Source organism: Ruegeria sp. THAF57 (assembly GCF_903914075.1).
GTDB lineage: Bacteria > Pseudomonadota > Alphaproteobacteria > Rhodobacterales > Rhodobacteraceae > Ruegeria.
In genome coordinates this window covers 147,102-164,188 of the sequence record NZ_CAIWNQ010000006.1, presented here as the reverse complement: position 1 = coordinate 164,188, position 17,087 = coordinate 147,102, and the positions used below count along the sequence as shown (strand labels likewise).

Sequence of the window (17,087 nt, the reverse complement as noted above, 5' to 3'; positions counted from 1 at the left end):
CATCATTGCAAAAGCGAATGGCACAAGGATACGCGGCAGCGCAGTTTGAACAGTTGAGGAATTATCAGAACTGGCCCCTTTTTAATGACGCGCCCTACATTTCAGCCACGCATGGGCAGCGGTTCGTGAACAGTTATGCAAACCGTATGGCGCATAATTACGGGACTTTGCAGGAAGGTGAAAAACTGCCGACAGGGTCGGTGCTGGCCAAGGACAGCATGACCGTGACGGACGAAGGAAACACCCATCCCGGTGCGTTGTTCGTCATGGAAAAACTGGCCGAAGGCACCAGTCCGGAAACGGCTGACTGGCGCTATATCATGGTCATGCCGGACGGGTCCCTGTTTGGCGACACCATGGGGGATCGCGCGGACAACGTCGCCTATTGCCACGATTGTCATGAGGCCGTCGCGGATCGTGACTATACCTTTTTCGTACCCGAGGAATACGTGGTCGGAAACTGACCTGTTACTTGGGGCCGAACCGCGCCGCGCCGATCACTTCGATCAGAGTTTGCCGCACGGGGTCGGGCTGGGCTTCGACCGCGCTCAGAACCTCGCGCAGTTCCGCACGCAGCCCATGCATCTGGTCAATCAATGAGATCATCATGGCCAGCGCGTCAGCTTCCATGTCGTATTGCTCGTGCAATTCACAGGCAAGTTCCAGCCGCGCCACATCCAGCGTGTGATATACCAATCCCCGGTTTGTCTGCTCCGGGATGACGATTTCGGCGGCGAGATATTCGGACAGCCGGGTCGAGGTCAGCCGGGCAACGGTTGTGATCAGTTCCTCTTCGGTCAGGGTGCGTGTCATGACGGCATTCCTTTGCGCGGGTCATAGCTGTGGGCTTCGCGCCATGTTTCGAAGAAAGTTTTCAGGTCTGCATCTATCTCGTCTGGCAGGGCGACAGTCAGTTCGATCAACTGGTCGCCCCGTTCAGATGACCCGCGTTTTTTGACTCCCTTGCCGCGCAATCGCAGCGTCTTGCCGCTGCTGGTTCCTGCAGGGACGCTGACATTGACGCCACCATCAATCGTTGGTGCAGGGACTTTGCCACCTAGTATGGCCTCATCAATCGAGATGGGCAGAGTGATGTGGATATCATCCCCCTGACGATCAAAGACCGGATGCGGCGCGACCGAAACCGTGACCAGAGCATCACCCGGTGGCCCTTCTCCAAAGCCGGGATCGCCTTTGCCGCGCAGACGGATCGTCTGGCCATCGGTAATGCCTGCCGGAATTTTGACCTCGATCCGGTCGCCATCGGGCAGCGTCAGCTTCTGACTTGCCCCGAACACAGCATCCAGAAAACTGATTTGCAGGCTGTAGCCGCGATTGTGGCCGGGCGCGTGAAAGTCCTGACTGCGCTGGCCAAAGCCGCCGCGCCCCCGCATGAACTCGGCAAAGATGTCGGACATATCGTCCGGGTCCGCAGCCCGCCCGCGATAGGGGTTTCCAGCGGCCTCGGCATAGTCGCGGTAGTATTGCTGCTGGGCGCGTTCCTGACCCGAGGCGTCAATCTCGCCATTGTCGTATCGCGCGCGTGTGTCGGGATCTTTCAGCAGGTCATAGGCAGCTGCGGCAGCTTTGAACTTGGCCTCTGCCTCGGCGTCGCCGGGTTTCAGGTCCGGGTGACATTCCTTGGCGATACGCCGATAGGCTTTCTTGATTTCGGCAGCGGTGGCGTCTTTCGCAACACCAAGGACGGAGTAAGGATCGTCGCTCATCTCACCTCTCATCGGTGGGGGTCTGATCTTGATAGTTCCGTTTTATCATGCGATTTCAACAGGCCAAAAGGAAGGGGCTTTTGAAACGCCTCGCTAAATTGCTTAATCCTGCTAATATCTTCATGTTTCTAATTGATTGCTGACGGAGACCTCAATGACGCGCAGACTCAAGTCCATTCTGGCCCTGCTGGTCGGTAACGCCATCGGGTTGTTGCTTGCCGCGATTTTGCTGCCCGAATTCGCGATCCGGCCGATCTCGTTCATCGTTGTGGTGATCGTCTTTACGCTGGTTCAGTGGATCGCCGAGCCGCTGATCCTGAAGCTAGGTGAAAAGCGCGCCCCCGCGATCAAGGGTGGTATCGCACTGATCGTGACATTCGTGGGGCTGTTGTTGACCGACCTGATTACCAACGGTCTGACCGTGGGTGGAATTTCGAACCTGCTGGCGGCGACCTTGCTGGTCTGGCTGGGGGCGTTAATCGCCAGCATCGTGCTGCCGATCTATGTGTTCACTGAGCTGCGCGAGCAGAAGAAAAAGTAATCACAGCGCAGTCAGGCTGGTATTGATCGCCTGCCACAGTTCCTCGGTTGGTTCGCAGCCGACCGAAAGGCGGATGAAGGCCGGGTCTACATCGTCGCCCCATCGCGCGCGACGCTCGGCAGAACTGTGGACACCGCCGAAGGATGTGGCGGGCCGAAGCATTGGGCAAGCGTTGATAAAGGTTTCGGCCTTGTCTTCGCTGTCCAGCGTGATCGACAGCAGGAACCCGAACCGCGCGGTCTGCGCCCGCGCCAATGCGTGCGCAGGATCAGAGGGCAGGCCGGGATAGCGGATGGCTTTCACCACAGGGAGATCCGCCAGTCGCGCGGCTAGCACCTGCGCCGAAGCACACATCCGGTCGAACCGCACATCCAGCGTTTCTAGCCCGCGATGCAGCAGCCATGCCTCATGCGGGCCGGGAATTGCGCCGGACACGCGCCGCCATTCTTCGACCCGTTCCATGATCTGCGCGTTGCGGCTGGCGACATGGCCCATCAACAGGTCGGAATGCCCACCCATCGCTTTGGTATCCGACGCGACAACCACATCCACGCCCAGATCCAGCGGCCGCTGACCCAGAGGGGTCATGGTGGTGTTGTCGGCAATCGTGATCCCTCCGGCCGCGCGCACGGCTGCCGCAATCGCGGGCAGGTCCATCATATCCAGACCGGGGTTCGAGGGGCTTTCGACAAAGACCACATCGAACCCGTCAAAGCCACCTGCGGTAAACGCTGTCGTGGGACGCTCGGTAACGGACACGCCCAGACCGGACAGGAACCGATCCGCCAGCACGCGGGTGACGTAATAGCCGTCAGAGGGGATCAGGATGCGCGACCCAGCCTTGATGGTGGCAAAGAACGCAGCCGATATCGCGGCCATGCCCGATGGGAACACAAGGCACGGCGCGTCTTCCAGATGGGCCAGCACATGTTCCAGATGCGCCCAAGTGGGGTTATCGACCCGGCCATAGGTGGGCAAGCCATCCGGCGTGCCGGGCAGGTGGTACATGCTGCTTTGTGTCAGGGGCAGCGCCACAGGATCACCGGCGTTTAGGGCATTGCCGCGCAAGTGCAACATCTCTCCGGGTTTTGGGGCCATCTCTCAGCGCCCCGGAATGTCGTCGCGGGGCGGGGCGGGTTCCCAGTTCTCGATGATCTCGACCGCCTCTTGCGCGGTGTCGACAAAGCGGAACAGGTCCAGATCTTCGTCCGAGATGGTGCCCGCATCGGCCAGCGCCTCCCAGTTGATGACCTTTTCCCAGAATTCGCGGCCAAACAGCAGGAAGGGCACGCGGTCCATGCGCCCGGTCTGGATCAGGGTCAGGGATTCGAACAGCTCATCCATGGTGCCGAAACCGCCGGGAAAGATGGTGATGGCGCGGGCGCGCATCAAAAAGTGCATCTTGCGGATGGCGAAATAGTGAAAGTTGAAGCTGAGTTCGGGCGTGACATATTCATTCGGCGCCTGTTCATGCGGCAGCACGATATTCAGCCCGATCGAGCAGCCGCCCGCATCCTGCGCGCCGCGGTTTCCCGCCTCCATCACGCCCGGCCCGCCGCCGGTGACGATGACATTCTCGCGGCAGCCGGTTTCGTTCGATTTCTCGGTCATCAGTCGGGCGAATTCACGTGCCTCGTCATAATACTGCGACAGACCGGCCAGCGTTTCGGTGCGGGCCGTGTGTTTCTGCGACGGCTCGGGGATGCGTGCGCCGCCGAACATCACGATGGTCGAGGTGATCTGACGCTCGGACATCAGCATCTCGGGTTTCAGCAGTTCCAGCTGCAGCCGCACCGGGCGCAGCTCGTCCCGGCACAGGAATTCGTCATCGGCAAAGGCAAGGCGATAGGCCGGAGACCGCGTTTGGGGCGTGTCCGGCACCTCGCTCGCGGTCGAACGGTCGGTCTGCGCGTCGCGAAACGGGCTGTGGCGGTCTTCTCTCATGGGTGAAGTTTCCCTGCTTGCGTGTTTCCAAAACAGCTATAGGGTTCGCGGTCAGAGTGCCAGTCACGGAAGAACAAGAATGAATTGGAAGAGCGAAATTTCAGCAGCCGCCGACCGGATTGCCGGATATGCACAGGTCACGCCGGTGATGGAAAGCCGTGCGCTGGGTCTGGACTATCCGGTCGAGATGAAGCTGGAGCATATGCAGCACACCGGCAGCTTCAAGGCGCGCGGGGCGTTTAACACGCTGCTCAGCATGGATGTCCCCGAGGCCGGTGTTGTGGCCGCGTCGGGTGGTAATCACGGGGCAGCGGCGGCTTATGCGGCTCAGACATTGGGGTATCCGGCCAAGATTTTCGTACCCGAATTGGCGGGGCCGTCAAAGATCGCTTTGATCCGGCAAACAGGCGCGGATTTGACTGTGGTGTCGGGTGAATACGCCAACGCGTTGACGGCGGCTCAGGCGCATGAGGACGCGACTGGCGCGATGCAGATACACGCCTATGACGCGCCTGCGACGGTGGCTGGTCAGGGCACCTGTTTCGCCGAATGGGATGCGCAGGGGGTGCAGGCGGACACTATTCTGGTCGCGGTCGGCGGCGGTGGTCTTATCGCCGGGGCGCAGGCTTGGCTGCAAGGGGCGCGCAAGGTTGTGGCGGTCGAGCCCGAGACATCCTGTGCGCTGAACGCCGCGTTGAGTGCCGGGGAACCTGTGGATGTCACCGTCTCGGGCATAGCGGCCAATGCGCTGGGCGCGCGGCGGATCGGGTCGATCTGTTTCGAACTGGCGCAGGGCATGACATCGGTTCTGGTGCCGGACGAGGCCATCGTCGAGGCGCAGAAGGTGCTGTGGCGCGCCCATCGGATTCTGGTCGAACCTGCGGGCGCAACAGCTTTGGCCGCGTTGCTATCGGGCGCTTACAAACCCGAACCGCAAGAGCGGGTGGCGGTACTTATCTGCGGTGGCAACATCTCTCCTGACCCGCTGGGCGGCTGAAACCGGCTCGACCGGACGCAAACTGTGCCTGCTGCGTCGCATTGCGGCCAGTCCTTTGCTTGCGTATAGGCAAGACCAACGTGAACAGATTCTGCAGGGAGCCCCCCATGTCCAACGCTCAACTCGAAGCCGCCATCGAAGCCGCCTGGGACGCGCGCGACTCAATTACCCCCGCCACCACAGGCGAGCAGCGTGAGGCGATCGAGGATACGCTGAACGCACTGGACAGCGGAGCATTGCGCGTGGCGGAAAAGCTGGAGAGCGGCGATTGGCACGTGAACCAGTGGGCCAAGAAAGCGGTTTTGCTGGGCTTCCGCATCAAAGATATGGAAATCCAGACCGGCGGCCCGCAGGACGGCGGCTGGTGGGACAAGGTGGACAGCAAGTTCGCCGGTTGGGGCGAGGGCCAGTGGAAGGATGCCGGGTTCCGCGCCGTTCCGAACTGTGTCGTCCGCAAGTCGGCCTATGTCGCGCCGGGCGTGGTGCTGATGCCCTCTTTCGTGAACCTGGGTGCTTATGTGGATGAAGGCACCATGGTCGACACCTGGGCCACCGTGGGTTCCTGCGCGCAGATCGGCAAGAACGTGCACCTGTCGGGTGGTGTGGGCATCGGCGGCGTGCTGGAGCCGATGCAGGCGGGTCCGACTATCATTGAGGATAATTGCTTTATTGGTGCGCGTTCGGAAGTGGTCGAGGGCTGCATCGTTCGCGAAGGCTCGGTTCTGGGCATGGGCGTGTTCATCGGCAAGTCGACCAAGATCGTCGACCGCGAAACCGGTGAGGTCATGTATGGCGAAGTGCCGCCCTATTCGGTAGTTGTCGCCGGTTCGATGCCGTCCAAGAACAATGTCAGCCTGTACTGCGCGGTGATCGTGAAGCGGGTGGATGAAAAGACCCGCTCGAAAACAGGGATCAACGAATTGCTGCGCGATTAAAACTCGCTCCAGCCGGAAAAGGGCCGCAGCATCGCGCTGCGGTCTTTTTTGTTAGCCTTTCACCGGATAGCGGTCGGGTTCTTCGAACACGTCGATCACCCGAGACCCGGCTTTGATTTTGCCGCCATGTTCGACGCCCGTGGGGATCGTATAGCTGTCGCCGGGGCGGTAGGTTCGCGTTTCATCCCCGATGGTCAGTTCAACCTCACCTTCGATTACCGTTCCCCATTGGGCCTTGTGCGAATGCGGGGGCAGTTCAAAATCCTTCAGGAAAGTGAAAAACGCCACCAGCCCGGCATCGGACCGGATCACGGCGGTCTGCACGACGTCCTCGGGGAAGGGCACGTCGAGGCTGGGAAAATCGGTGATGAATTCTGGATAGGTCATTAAGCACCTTTTTGACTAACGGCGGGACCACTATGACGACGCGCATGCGTCAGCGCAATCGCTTGACCGGGAAGGTGCACAGGTCTATGGCCCCCGCATGGAAAAGCAAAAGAAACCGTCCCGTCAGCAAGTTTACACCCTGCTTGTGCAGATCGGTCGCAAAGACGGCGACGGCCTGCCCGAAGGCGCGACCGGGGCGGCGTTGATGTGTTTCGCCAGTGGTGTGGATGAGGCGGAAGCGGTGCGTGAGACCGTGGCGATCCTGAAACAGGCGGACACGGCGCCTCTGGATGTGACTGGTTACGGTACTCTGGCCGAGCGTGAAGCGCAGGGTCACGATATCGATCCTGATGAACGAGCCCTGATGCAGCGCGCGCTGGACGAGAACGCGGTTATCGTCGCGCAGATGACACCGTTTTTCGGAGATGAGGAACCGGCCTAAGCCGCCTTAGTTCCGCGCCCCGAACCACTTGCGATAAATCTCGTCATAGGCGCCGTCCTCCCGCAGAGACAGCAGCGCCTGATTGACGTCCTCGACCAAAGGCGAGCCGGTCGGGAAAGCGATCCCGTAATTTTCGCGCAGGAACACACCGCCGGTGACCGATGCGATCCGCCTCCCTTCGTGTGAGGCAAAGTAGGCCAGGATCGGGGCATCGAACACGACCGCATCAAGCTCTTCATTCTTGAAGGCGTCCAGCAATGGGTCCAACGCGTCATAGCCGATAAATTCAATCTCTCGCCGGTTCAGGAAATTGGCTGCGGTTGAATTGGAAATAGTGCCAACCTGCTTTCCGTACAGATCGTTGACCGAATTCACATTGCCGCTGATGGCGTCCACGGTCATCACCGAGGTGATCCGCGCGGTGAAGACGGATACAATAAACAGCGAGGACACCACCAGAACAACGCCCAACAGCCGACCAAACGGGGTGCGCGGCATCCGTTCCTCGAACCCGCCATTGACCACAAGGTTCAGCGCCCACCAGAAGGACGGAAACCATGCTTCGTCCAACTTGCGGTCAAAATAGGGTTGCGAGCGGCGCTCGAAAATCCACATCAACATGCCACCACCCAGAAGGATCGCAAAGGCAAGCCCGATGGCGATAAACAACTCGACCGAAAGCAACGCCTGCAGCAGTGACGGTCGCCGCACGGCGTCAGAGGGGACCATAATCTGCAAACCAGCCTCAAAAATGGGTTGGCTAAAGTCCATCTGCGTTTCGCGCGAGGCGGTGATCGAAATATTGGCGATGGCCAGATCAGCAGACCCGTCCTGAACCGATCCCAGCATGTCGCCAAAGGATTCGACTCGGTTGATCTCGTAGTCCCAGTTCAGGGACTCGGACAGTGCCGCAAGCAGATCCATCGAAAAACCGGTCTGCGCCCCATCCTCGACATAGGAAAATGGGGTACGGGTCACGGTGGCGACCGACAGCGTCTGGGCCTGGCTTTGCTGTGCGAGAACGGCGAAAGTCAGGCAGATCAAAGCGAAAAGGACTCGTTTCATCGTCAATTTACCTGTTTCGCCGCCCTGTAACTCAGTTTTGAACAAGGCGGCAAGATGGTCTTGGGGTAAACGGGCATGTTTTATTGAGATATCAAACTGAGGTCTATGCAAAAAAGCCGCGAGAAATGGGGGTGCAGGGGTTGGCAATTCACCCAATTCGTTGAATCTGTGCGCGATCCTGCGAAGCCACAATCAGAAAGGGCGAGAAATGACAGATCCGGTACAACTCACGGCAGACCTGATCCGTTGCCCTTCGGTCACACCCGAAGAAGGCGGTGCCCTTGTCTTGCTTGAGCGCACCCTGTCCGACGCCGGGTTCGAGTGCACGCGCGTGGACCGGGGCGGCGTCAGCAACCTGTTTGCCCGTTGGGGCGCGAAAGGACATGCGCGCAGTTTTGGGTTCAACGGTCACACTGACGTAGTTCCGGTCGGGGATGAGGACGCATGGACCATGCCGCCCTTCGGGGCCGAGATCAAAGATGGTGTCATGTTTGGCCGCGGAACGACGGACATGAAGTCCGGTGTTGCGGCCTTTGCCGCGGCTGCCGTTGATTTCGTGCGCGACACGCCGCCGGACGGGGCGGTGATCCTGACGATTACGGGCGACGAAGAAGGGGATGCGGTGGACGGCACAACCGCGTTGCTGGAGTATATGGACCGCGCAGATGAGAAGATGTCGGTCTGTCTAGTGGGTGAGCCGACGTGTCCCAATACGATGGGCGAGATGATGAAGATCGGGCGTCGTGGGTCTATGAATATTTGGCTCACCGTGACCGGCGTGCAGGGGCACGCGGCCTATCCGCACCGGGCCAAGAATCCGATGCCCGCAATGGCGCGGCTGATGGATCGTCTGGCCAGTCACGAACTGGATCAGGGGACGGATCACTTCGACGCCTCGACGCTGGCCGTGGTCACGATTGACACGGGTAATCCGGCAACCAACGTGATCCCCGCGCAATGCACCGGCGCGGTGAATATCCGGTTCAACGATCTGCATTCAGGGGCCAGCCTCAGCGATTGGCTGCGGGCCGAGGCCGCTGCTGTGGCGGAGGCGTTCGGGGTTGAGATTGACCTGCGGATCAAGATCTCAGGCGAAAGCTTCCTGACACCCCCCGGCCCTTTGTCTGATCTGGTTGCCAAGTCGGTTGAGGCGGAAACGGGCGTGAAACCTGAGTTGTCGACCACGGGCGGCACCTCGGACGCGCGATTTGTCAAAAATCACTGCCCGGTGGTGGAATTCGGTCTGGTCGGGCGCACGATGCATCAGGTGGATGAATGCGTCGAGGTGGCCCAGATCGAACAGCTCAAGGCGATCTACACTCGCATCCTGCGGGATTATTTCGCCTGACATGCAGCGTACTCTTGTGATCATGGTGAAAGAGCCGCGACCGGGTCGGGTGAAAACCCGGCTGGGCCGGGATATCGGCATGGTCGGGGCAGCGTGGTGGTTTCGTCATCAGACCCGCGCGTTGATCCGGCGGCTGCGTGATCCGCGTTGGCAGATCGTGCTGGCGGTTGCGCCCGACCGCGAGGGGCTAACCAGCCGTATCTGGCCCGCAGACCTGCCGCGCGCTGCGCAGGGGGGCGGAGATCTGGGGGATAGGATGGGCCGGATGCTGCGCGGGATGCCGCCGGGGCCAGTCTGCCTGATCGGTGCAGATATTCCGGGCATTACGCGCCCCCATATTGCCGGGGCCTTCAAGGCGCTGGGTGCGGCGCAGATGGCATTTGGCCCCGCGCCCGACGGTGGCTATTGGCTGGTGGGTGCGCAAAGATACGGCGCATTGCCCCACAACCTGTTCCGCAATGTGCGCTGGTCGACTGAGTATGCGCTGGCGGACACGCTGGCCTCGATCCCCGGTCAGCGCGTGGCGCTACTGAACCCGTTGCGAGACGTGGACACGGTGGCCGATCTGAAGCCCTGATCCGTTTTTGGTCATGACGCCGTCGCACGCCCGTGTTACGCCAAATACATGAGTCGTATCCCCACCAAGCAGGAGGTCCTGGACTGGATCTCGGCGAACCCCACCCTGACCTCGAAACGCGATATCGCCAAAGCCTTTGGGATCAAGGGCGCGGCGCGGATCGACCTGAAACGCATCCTACGTGAGCTTGAGGCCGAGGGCCATCTGGAAAAACGCAAACGCAGCTATGGCGACCCGGATCGCCTGCCGCCGGTCAGCGTGTTGCAGGTGAAGGCTCCGAACGCCGATGGCGACTTGTTCGCTCGTCCGCTGGAATGGCATGGCGAAGGAGTAGAACCCATCGTGCTGCTGATCACCCGCGCCAGCGACCCGGCGCTGGGCGAAGGCGACCGGATTCTGGCCCGACTGAACGTGGTGCATGAGGAAGACCACAATTATGAGGCCCGCCTGATCCGCCGGATCGGCACCAACCCGCGCAAGATCGTTGGCATCTTCCGTAAAGGGGCCGAGGGCGGGCGGATCGTGCCCATCGACAAAGCCGGCCAAAACGAATGGCTAGTGCCAGAAGGGGCCGTGCTGGGTGCCAAGGATGGGGAACTGGTCGAGGCGGAACAGGCCGGCCCCAAGAACCGGATGGGCCTGCCCCGCGCGCGCATTGTCGAACGTTTGGGCGACCCGACCGCGCCCAAGGCGGTGTCGCTGATCGCAATCCATCAGCATGGTATCCCGGACGACTTCCCCGATAAGGTGATCGCCGAAGCGGACAAGGCCAAACCCGTTGGCCTGAAGGGCCGCGAAGACCTGCGGGATATGCCGCTGCTGACTATCGACCCTTCGGATGCGCGGGACCATGACGATGCCTGTTACGCGCACGCGGATGACGATCCGAAAAACCCCGGCGGCCATGTGATCTGGGTCGCCATTGCAGATGTGGCCGCCTATGTGCAGCCCGGGACCGCACTGGACCGTGAGGCGCGCAAGCGCGGCAACTCCAGCTATTTCCCCGACCGGGTGGTGCCGATGTTGCCGGACCGCCTGTCGAGCGATCTGTGTTCGCTGCACGAAGGCGTTCCGCGCGCCTGTATCGCGGTGCGGATGCAGATCGACACCGAAGGCAACAAAATCGGTCATCGTTTTGTGCGCGGGCTGATGCGCTCGGCCGCGTCGCTGCATTATGCCGAGGTGCAGGAAGCCATCGACGGCACCCCCAATGACCGTACAGGGCCATTGCTGGATACGGTCTTGAAACCGCTCTATGCCGCTTATGACGCGCTGAAAACCGCGCGGGCAGAGCGGCAGCCGCTGGAACTGGACCTGCCGGAACGACAGATCGTTCTCAGCGACACGGGTGAAGTGACCAGCGTGGCGTTCCGCGACCGGCTGGATGCCCATAAGCTGATCGAAGAATTCATGATCCTCGCCAACGTAGCTGCGGCTGAGACGCTGATCGCCAAGCGCCGCCCGCTGCTGTTCCGTGTCCACGAAGAACCTGCACCGGAAAAGCTGGAAAGCCTGCGGGAAACCGCGCAGGCCGCCGGGTTGAACCTGGCCAAAGGGCAGGTGCTGCAAACCCGTCACCTGAACGCGCTGCTTAATGCTGCCGCCGGGACCGAGGATGCCGAGCTGATCAACCTGTCCACCCTGCGGTCGATGGCACAGGCCTATTACAACCCCGAGAATTTCGGCCATTTCGGTCTGGCGCTGCGGAATTATGCGCATTTCACCTCGCCCATTCGGCGCTATGCCGACCTGATCGTGCATCGCGCGCTGATTTCGGCCCATGGGTGGGGCGACGATGGGCTGACCGAGGATGAAATCGCGCGGCTGGATGAAACTGCCACCCATATCTCGGATACCGAGCGCCGTTCGATGATGGCCGAACGCGACACCACCGACCGCTATCTGGCGGCCTATCTGAGCGAGCGGGTGGGCAATGAGTTCACCGGCCGTATCAGCGGCATCGCGCGGTTCGGGGCTTTCGTGAAAATGGACGAAACCGGCGCGGATGGGCTGGTGCCCGTGCGCTCGCTTGGGCGTGAGTTCTTTCATTTCGACCGCGAGGCTGGGACGCTGATGGGATCAGACACCGGCCTGATCATCGCCATCGGTCAGCGCGTCACCGTGCGCCTGACCGAAGCCACGCCAGTGACTGGCGGTTTGGAATTGGAACTGCTCTCGATCGACGATCAGGCCCTGCCGCGTGGTCGCGGCCCTGCGAAACGTAGTACGCGCCGTAAGGCAGCCAGCAACAAGCGCAAAAAAGACAAGATCAAGCGCAAGGTCGAACGCAAACGCCGTCAGAGGTAAAACGCGTTTCAGAAATATGTCGTATCGTTTTTAGTTGCCTTTTGGCTTTGCCTGAATGCGAATAGCGATCCAAATTCATCTGGTTTTCTCTGTAACGTGATAAGTCAGCGCCCTGGCAATCAGCCAACCATGGCGGTTTGCGTCGATCTGCCCGGGGTGATCGAACAGGACCGCGCGATTGCCGTCCAGCCGGTCTTCGCCCGGAAAGGCCGAGGTAAAGTCGCCGATCAGCCGTGTCTGGCAATGCACAAATAAAGCGAAATTGGCAGACTTGTGCCCTCCCAGCCTGAGTGTTGACCCTTTGGGCGCAAGATAGGCTGGTTGACCCCAACGTAGAGCCTCTTGCATGGGGTGCGTGTCGGGCAACGTCTGGGCGGTTTCAAAGATCAGGTCCCGCAGTGCCAGCGCACCTTTTCGGGTGCTCTGGGGGAAGGCGTCGAAGACGGCAGCGACGGCAGGGTCTTTGAAGGGCATCATACGGGAATCGCCTGTTCTATGCGGTCGATATAGCTGCTGAGAAGCGTATCTTGTTTGATCCGCCGGGTCAGTGGCGTTTCTACCGGTGTTGCGCGCATCGCTGCCAGAATTGGGCCCACGCTCATATCTGCTGCCGTGGGGGTATCTCCCATCAGGAAGGGAGATTGCCAAAGCAACGCGGAAATCGACTCGAGATCGCGTTCCAGACGCCCACGGCGTTCGGACTCTGAGAATCTGGATACACCAACCCCGTCCAGACGCCTGAGCACCGACCGGCGAATTGCTTTTGTCACAGGCCTGCGGATCAGCGCTGGGATTTCGGTAAAGAACGTGTCGCGCAGAATCGGCCATGCCTCATCGTTGCCCCAACGATCCAGTACAATGTGGTGATAAATATGCTCTTCGGCCATGCGGATCAGGGCGCGGGACTGCGCCTTTTGCGCGTCAGTCAGCCCCTTGTCGAAATCGGCGCCCTGCGATTCCAGCCAATCCCGGATCAGGTCGCTGTCGGGCAAAAGACGGTCCGGTGTGCGCAGGACGGGCAGCTTTTGGTGGGGCATTTTGCCGGGGTTCAGCAAATCGGAGCGCTGCCAGTGTTGGCCTGAGTATTGCAGCATTAGGGCCGTCTTGACGCAGAATGGACTGGCGCTGAAAGACCCGAAAGCGGCTGGAAAGGTCAGTAAGGTCAACATTGGCATCTCCCTTGGTTGGATGCCTCCTAGTTACGCGCGCCTGATGACAAAAATTGTCATTAGAACTAAGGTAAATTGCGTTATGTCCCGCACCGCCCGCCTGTTCCAGTTGATGCAAGCTTTACGCTCTGGCCCATCGCCGAAAACATCGGTGAAATTGGCGCAGGACTTGGGTGTTTCAGCCCGTACCGTTCATCGTGACATAGACGCGCTGCGTGGCTTAGGCGCTGTGATAGACGGAGAGGCAGGTTTCGGGTTTACCCTGATCGAGGACGCCACCCTGCCGCCATTGGGCTTTACCGATGATGAGCTGGAAGCCTTGGTTCTTGGCCTGCGCGAGGTGCAGTCGATCGGTGATCCGAGTCTGGCAGAGGCCGCCAGTGACGCGCTTCGAAAACTGCAGGGTCGTTTGCCGCCGCGCCAATCCCACCGGTTAAGTCACGCAGTACTCGCCGCCGCCCGGTTTGCACGCCCGGCCAAGCCGACAATCGAAGTGGCCGATCTGCGGCAGGCCACGTGGGACGAGCGCACCATTGATTTTGCTTATACGGACGGCAAGGGGGAGGAAACGCGCCGAAGGGTGGACCCGCTTAGTATTGTTTATATGGATCGCGCCAGCGTTCTGCTGTCGTGGTGCCATCTGAGACAGGATTTCAGGGTCTTTCGTTTGGATCGCATGCGCGAAATGTTCGTAACAGACGATAGCTTTAGGCCAAATCGCGTTCCTATGTTGCGGCAGGCGCTGGCCCAGATACGGGCCGAGCGGGAAGCAAAAGATCGCGAACAGAACATATGACCGCTTTGTCGAAGCGCGGTTTTGCGCTATTCTGTGAATGAGCAGTAATCAGGAAAAATCGGAATGCGTAAATGCATAGGCGGCGTCATGACCGCTGCATTATGGGCATCCATAGTGCAGGCGGAATCGCAGGAAAAGTCAGATGGGTTGCAGATCTTGCAGTTGGCTTCGGCTGATGTAACGGTCTCGATCCGACCGGTCGTTCGACCACCAGCCAAGGAGTATCGGGTGTCTACCGAAGGAAACGCGCGGTTTCAGGCGTGGCTGGGTGCCTTTCGTGAGCGCGCCCTTGAACAGGGCATTTCCGCTGCGACGTTGGACCGGTCTCTGGAGGGTCTGACATATGACAAGGACGTCATCAAACGGGACCGCAATCAGGCGGAGTTTTCGAAACCCATTTGGGAATATTTGGACGCTGCCGTTTCGGACCGACGCATCGCAGATGGCCGCGCCGGATTGCAGCGCTACGGCGATACGCTGACCCGGATTGAGGCGCAGTACGGCGTTGAAAAAGAGGTTGTGACCGCGATCTGGGGGCTAGAGACATCCTTTGGATCTTTTAGGGGAGGTGACCACACCATCCGATCTTTGGCCACGCTTGCGTTCGATGCGCGTCGCGCGCGGTTCTTTGAAACCCAGTTGATTGCCGCGTTGCAGATCATTGAGGCCGGGGATGTCAGTCCTCACAATATGGTCGGAAGCTGGGCCGGCGCGATGGGGCATACGCAGTTCATGCCGACCTCGTATCTGGATCACGCCGTGGATTTTGACAGGGATGGCCGCCGCGATATCTGGTCGGATGACCCGACGGATGCACTGGCCTCTGCCGCGTCGTATCTGGCGCGCCATGGTTGGACGAAGGGGCAGCCGTGGGGCGTTGAGGTGCGCCTGCCCCGTGATTTCGATTTTTCCACGGCCAAGCGAGATTACACTCTGTTGCCATCTGAATGGGCGGCGCGGGGTGTGACTGCGATGAATGGCGAAGCCGTGGCGGATCATGGGCAGGCCGCGATCCTGCTACCTGCGGGCGGACAGGGCGTTGCGCTTATGATTTTTGATAATTTCAGCGTGATCGAGGCGTATAACGGGGCAGATGCTTATGTGATTGGTATCGGTCATCTTTCAGACCGCCTGTCCGGACGTGCCCCGTTTCAGGCCGGTTGGCCACGCGGCGACCGCGTGCTGAGTTTCACTGAAAAAAAGGAACTGCAGACGCGGCTGACCCAAGCAGGTTTCGATACACAAGGCATCGACGGGCGGACGGGGCCGAATACGATCAACGCCGTTCGCGCCTATCAACTGGCGCAAGGGCTTTTGCCCGACGGGTATCCTAGCCTGACACTTCTGGAACGTATGCGTTAAAAAAAGGGCGGCTCCAAAGAGCCGCCCGTTTCAGTTTCCAAACAAGGTCAAATGCCACTTATGATGCGGCTTTCATCAACCCCTGTTCGATGATGTCGGTTTGTGCCTCATCCAGCGATTTGTGGATACGCACGAACATCTCGTCGATCTCTGACGGAGTCAGGACCAGCGGCGGCGAAATGATCATGCGGTCGCCAACGTGGCGCATGATCAGATTGTTGGCAAAACAACGATCGCGGCAGATATAGCCTACTGTGCCAGGGGCCGAGGCGAACTTGGCGCGGCTGGCCTTGTCCGGGGTCAGCGCAATCGAGGCCATCATGCCAACAATCTTTGCCTCACCCACCAGCGGATGATCGGTCAAAGCCTCCCACTTTTCCTTGAGGTATGGCGCGGCAACGTCGCGGACGTGCTCGACGATCTTTTCCTCTTCAAGGATACGCAGGTTTTCCAGCGCAACGGCAGCCGCAACCGGATGGCCGGAATAGGTGTAGCCGTGATTGAATTCGGTTCCGCCGATGACTTCGGCAATCTCATCGTTAACGATTGATCCGCCAATCGGCGCATAGCCCGAGCTGAGGCCTTTGGCGATCGTCATGATATCGGGCCGGATGCCGACGGTTTGTGACCCGAACCAGTTGCCGGTGCGACCGAACCCGCAGATGACCTCATCCGCTATAAGCAAGATGTCGTACTTGTCGCAGATACGCTGGATTTCGGGCCAGTAGGTGTCAGGTGCCACGATCACGCCGCCGGCGCCCTGCACGGGTTCGGCGATGAAGGCCGCGACACGGTTTTCACCCAGTTCTAGAATCGCTTCTTCCAACTCGCGTGCGCGGGCCAGGCCAAAGTCTTCGGGCGACATGTCGCCGCCTTCGGCCCACCAGTTCGGCTGGTTGATGTGGTGGATGTTCGGGATCGGAATGCCGCCCTGCGCGTGCATCCCGGCCATGCCCCCAAGCGACGCCGAACCGACGGACGAGCCATGATAGGCGTTGTGGCGGCTGATGATGATGTTCTTATCGGGTTGGCCTTTTTCGGCCCAATAGGTGCGCACCAGACGGATATTGGTGTCGTTGGCCTCGGACCCACCAGCAGCGAAGAAGACATGGTTCAGGTCGCCGGGCGCAAGTTCAGCCAGCTTATTGGCCAGTGCAATGGCGGGGACATGTGTGGTTTTGAAGAAGGTGTTGTAATAGGGCAGCTCTCGCATCTGGCGGGCGGCGGCCTCGGCCAGTTCGTCGCGGCCATAGCCGATATTTACGCACCACAGGCCCGCCATGGCGTCCAGAATTTCTTCGCCTTCACTGTCAGTCAGATAGACGCCCTTGGCGCGGGTGATGACGCGTGCGCCTTCTTTCCCCAGCGCGCCATTGGCTGAAAACGGATGCATGTGATGGGCTGCGTCAAGCGCCTGCAATTCGGCGGTTGGCATGTGGTTGGTGATGGTCGACATCAGGGAATCTCCTGCAAGAGCGGTTGATCATCAC

At 60.1% G+C, this 17,087-nt stretch carries 19 protein-coding genes; 10 read left to right on the top strand and 9 right to left on the bottom strand.

Going from position 1 to position 17,087, the window contains the following annotated elements; translation table 11 throughout:
* The first annotated feature begins 17 nt into the window (after positions 1–17).
* On the top strand, positions 18–464 hold the full coding sequence (locus RUESEDTHA_RS15360; RefSeq protein WP_255431770.1) for a cytochrome P460 family protein: 447 nt from the start codon (positions 18–20) through the stop codon (positions 462–464).
* A gap of 4 nt (positions 465–468) precedes the next feature.
* On the opposite strand, the gene RUESEDTHA_RS15355 is transcribed toward RUESEDTHA_RS15360, so the two are convergent.
* Together RUESEDTHA_RS15355 and RUESEDTHA_RS15350 are read right to left on the bottom strand one after the other, a co-directional pair.
* Positions 469–813, bottom strand: a complete 345-nt coding sequence (locus RUESEDTHA_RS15355; RefSeq protein WP_180887630.1) for a hypothetical protein — start codon at positions 811–813, stop codon at positions 469–471.
* The gene (locus RUESEDTHA_RS15350) at positions 810–1,727 is read right to left on the bottom strand and encodes a DnaJ C-terminal domain-containing protein (RefSeq protein ID WP_171126402.1); all 918 of its coding nucleotides are present in this window, start codon (positions 1,725–1,727) and stop codon (positions 810–812) included. The genes RUESEDTHA_RS15355 and RUESEDTHA_RS15350 overlap by 4 nt, the downstream gene beginning before the upstream one ends.
* A gap of 154 nt (positions 1,728–1,881) precedes the next feature.
* Here RUESEDTHA_RS15350 and RUESEDTHA_RS15345 point away from each other — a divergent pair, with 154 nt between their 5' ends.
* Complete coding sequence (locus RUESEDTHA_RS15345; protein WP_171124558.1) at positions 1,882–2,268, top strand: hypothetical protein; 387 nt, start codon at positions 1,882–1,884, stop codon at positions 2,266–2,268.
* Here the strand turns inward: RUESEDTHA_RS15345 and RUESEDTHA_RS15340 are convergent, their stop codons facing one another.
* Together RUESEDTHA_RS15340 and RUESEDTHA_RS15335 are read right to left on the bottom strand one after the other, a co-directional pair.
* Positions 2,269–3,366: a cystathionine gamma-lyase gene (locus tag RUESEDTHA_RS15340; RefSeq protein WP_180887629.1), complete on the bottom strand. Its 1,098-nt coding sequence runs from the start codon at positions 3,364–3,366 to the stop codon at positions 2,269–2,271.
* Between the two features lie 3 nt (positions 3,367–3,369).
* The gene (locus RUESEDTHA_RS15335) at positions 3,370–4,212 is read right to left on the bottom strand and encodes a TIGR00730 family Rossman fold protein (protein ID WP_180887628.1); all 843 of its coding nucleotides are present in this window, start codon (positions 4,210–4,212) and stop codon (positions 3,370–3,372) included.
* Positions 4,213–4,291: 79 nt separating this feature from the next.
* On the opposite strand from RUESEDTHA_RS15335, the gene RUESEDTHA_RS15330 reads away from it, so the two are divergent.
* Both RUESEDTHA_RS15330 and dapD read left to right on the top strand, forming a co-directional pair.
* Positions 4,292–5,209: a threonine/serine dehydratase gene (locus RUESEDTHA_RS15330; protein WP_180887627.1), complete on the top strand. Its 918-nt coding sequence runs from the start codon at positions 4,292–4,294 to the stop codon at positions 5,207–5,209.
* Between the two features lie 107 nt (positions 5,210–5,316).
* On the top strand, positions 5,317–6,144 hold the full coding sequence (gene dapD, locus RUESEDTHA_RS15325; RefSeq protein ID WP_180887626.1) for a 2,3,4,5-tetrahydropyridine-2,6-dicarboxylate N-succinyltransferase: 828 nt from the start codon (positions 5,317–5,319) through the stop codon (positions 6,142–6,144).
* A 51-nt stretch (positions 6,145–6,195) separates the two neighbouring features.
* On the opposite strand, the gene RUESEDTHA_RS15320 is transcribed toward dapD, so the two are convergent.
* Positions 6,196–6,531: a cupin domain-containing protein gene (locus tag RUESEDTHA_RS15320; protein ID WP_171211101.1), complete on the bottom strand. Its 336-nt coding sequence runs from the start codon at positions 6,529–6,531 to the stop codon at positions 6,196–6,198.
* 97 nt (positions 6,532–6,628) lie between these two features.
* On the opposite strand from RUESEDTHA_RS15320, the gene RUESEDTHA_RS15315 reads away from it, so the two are divergent.
* A complete protein-coding gene (locus tag RUESEDTHA_RS15315; protein ID WP_170388822.1) occupies positions 6,629–6,973 on the top strand; it encodes a hypothetical protein in 345 nt (114 codons plus the stop codon).
* A gap of 6 nt (positions 6,974–6,979) precedes the next feature.
* Here RUESEDTHA_RS15315 and RUESEDTHA_RS15310 read toward each other — a convergent pair whose 3' ends face one another.
* Positions 6,980–8,038 carry a transporter substrate-binding domain-containing protein gene (locus tag RUESEDTHA_RS15310; RefSeq protein WP_180887625.1) on the bottom strand — a complete coding sequence of 353 codons (1,059 nt, stop codon included), beginning with the start codon at positions 8,036–8,038 and terminating at the stop codon, positions 6,980–6,982.
* Positions 8,039–8,246: 208 nt separating this feature from the next.
* Here RUESEDTHA_RS15310 and dapE point away from each other — a divergent pair, with 208 nt between their 5' ends.
* Genes dapE through rnr form a run of 3 tightly spaced genes read left to right on the top strand, consistent with a single transcriptional unit; the run spans position 8,247 to position 12,270 of the window.
* Positions 8,247–9,386 (top strand): succinyl-diaminopimelate desuccinylase, encoded by a 1,140-nt coding sequence (gene dapE / locus RUESEDTHA_RS15305; protein ID WP_180887624.1) that lies wholly within the window; start codon positions 8,247–8,249, stop codon positions 9,384–9,386.
* Between the two features lies 1 nt (position 9,387).
* A complete protein-coding gene (locus tag RUESEDTHA_RS15300; RefSeq protein ID WP_180887623.1) occupies positions 9,388–9,963 on the top strand; it encodes a TIGR04282 family arsenosugar biosynthesis glycosyltransferase in 576 nt (191 codons plus the stop codon).
* Between the two features lie 48 nt (positions 9,964–10,011).
* On the top strand, positions 10,012–12,270 hold the full coding sequence (gene rnr, locus RUESEDTHA_RS15295; protein ID WP_180887622.1) for a ribonuclease R: 2,259 nt from the start codon (positions 10,012–10,014) through the stop codon (positions 12,268–12,270).
* 75 nt (positions 12,271–12,345) lie between these two features.
* On the opposite strand, the gene RUESEDTHA_RS15290 is transcribed toward rnr, so the two are convergent.
* Together RUESEDTHA_RS15290 and RUESEDTHA_RS15285 are read right to left on the bottom strand one after the other, a co-directional pair.
* The gene (locus tag RUESEDTHA_RS15290) at positions 12,346–12,747 is read right to left on the bottom strand and encodes a DUF1801 domain-containing protein (protein WP_180887621.1); all 402 of its coding nucleotides are present in this window, start codon (positions 12,745–12,747) and stop codon (positions 12,346–12,348) included.
* Positions 12,744–13,439, bottom strand: a complete 696-nt coding sequence (locus RUESEDTHA_RS15285) for a glutathione S-transferase family protein (protein ID WP_180887620.1) — start codon at positions 13,437–13,439, stop codon at positions 12,744–12,746. Before RUESEDTHA_RS15285 ends, RUESEDTHA_RS15290 begins: the two co-directional genes overlap by 4 nt.
* 82 nt (positions 13,440–13,521) lie before the next feature.
* Here RUESEDTHA_RS15285 and RUESEDTHA_RS15280 point away from each other — a divergent pair, with 82 nt between their 5' ends.
* On the top strand, positions 13,522–14,235 hold the full coding sequence (locus RUESEDTHA_RS15280; protein ID WP_180887619.1) for a YafY family protein: 714 nt from the start codon (positions 13,522–13,524) through the stop codon (positions 14,233–14,235).
* Positions 14,236–14,322: 87 nt separating this feature from the next.
* Positions 14,323–15,597, top strand: coding sequence for a lytic murein transglycosylase (locus RUESEDTHA_RS15275; protein WP_180887618.1), 1,275 nt, complete (start codon positions 14,323–14,325; stop codon positions 15,595–15,597).
* 58 nt (positions 15,598–15,655) lie between these two features.
* Here RUESEDTHA_RS15275 and RUESEDTHA_RS15270 read toward each other — a convergent pair whose 3' ends face one another.
* A complete protein-coding gene (locus tag RUESEDTHA_RS15270) occupies positions 15,656–17,053 on the bottom strand; it encodes an aspartate aminotransferase family protein (RefSeq protein WP_180887617.1) in 1,398 nt (465 codons plus the stop codon).
* Positions 17,054–17,087: the final 34 nt, after the last annotated feature.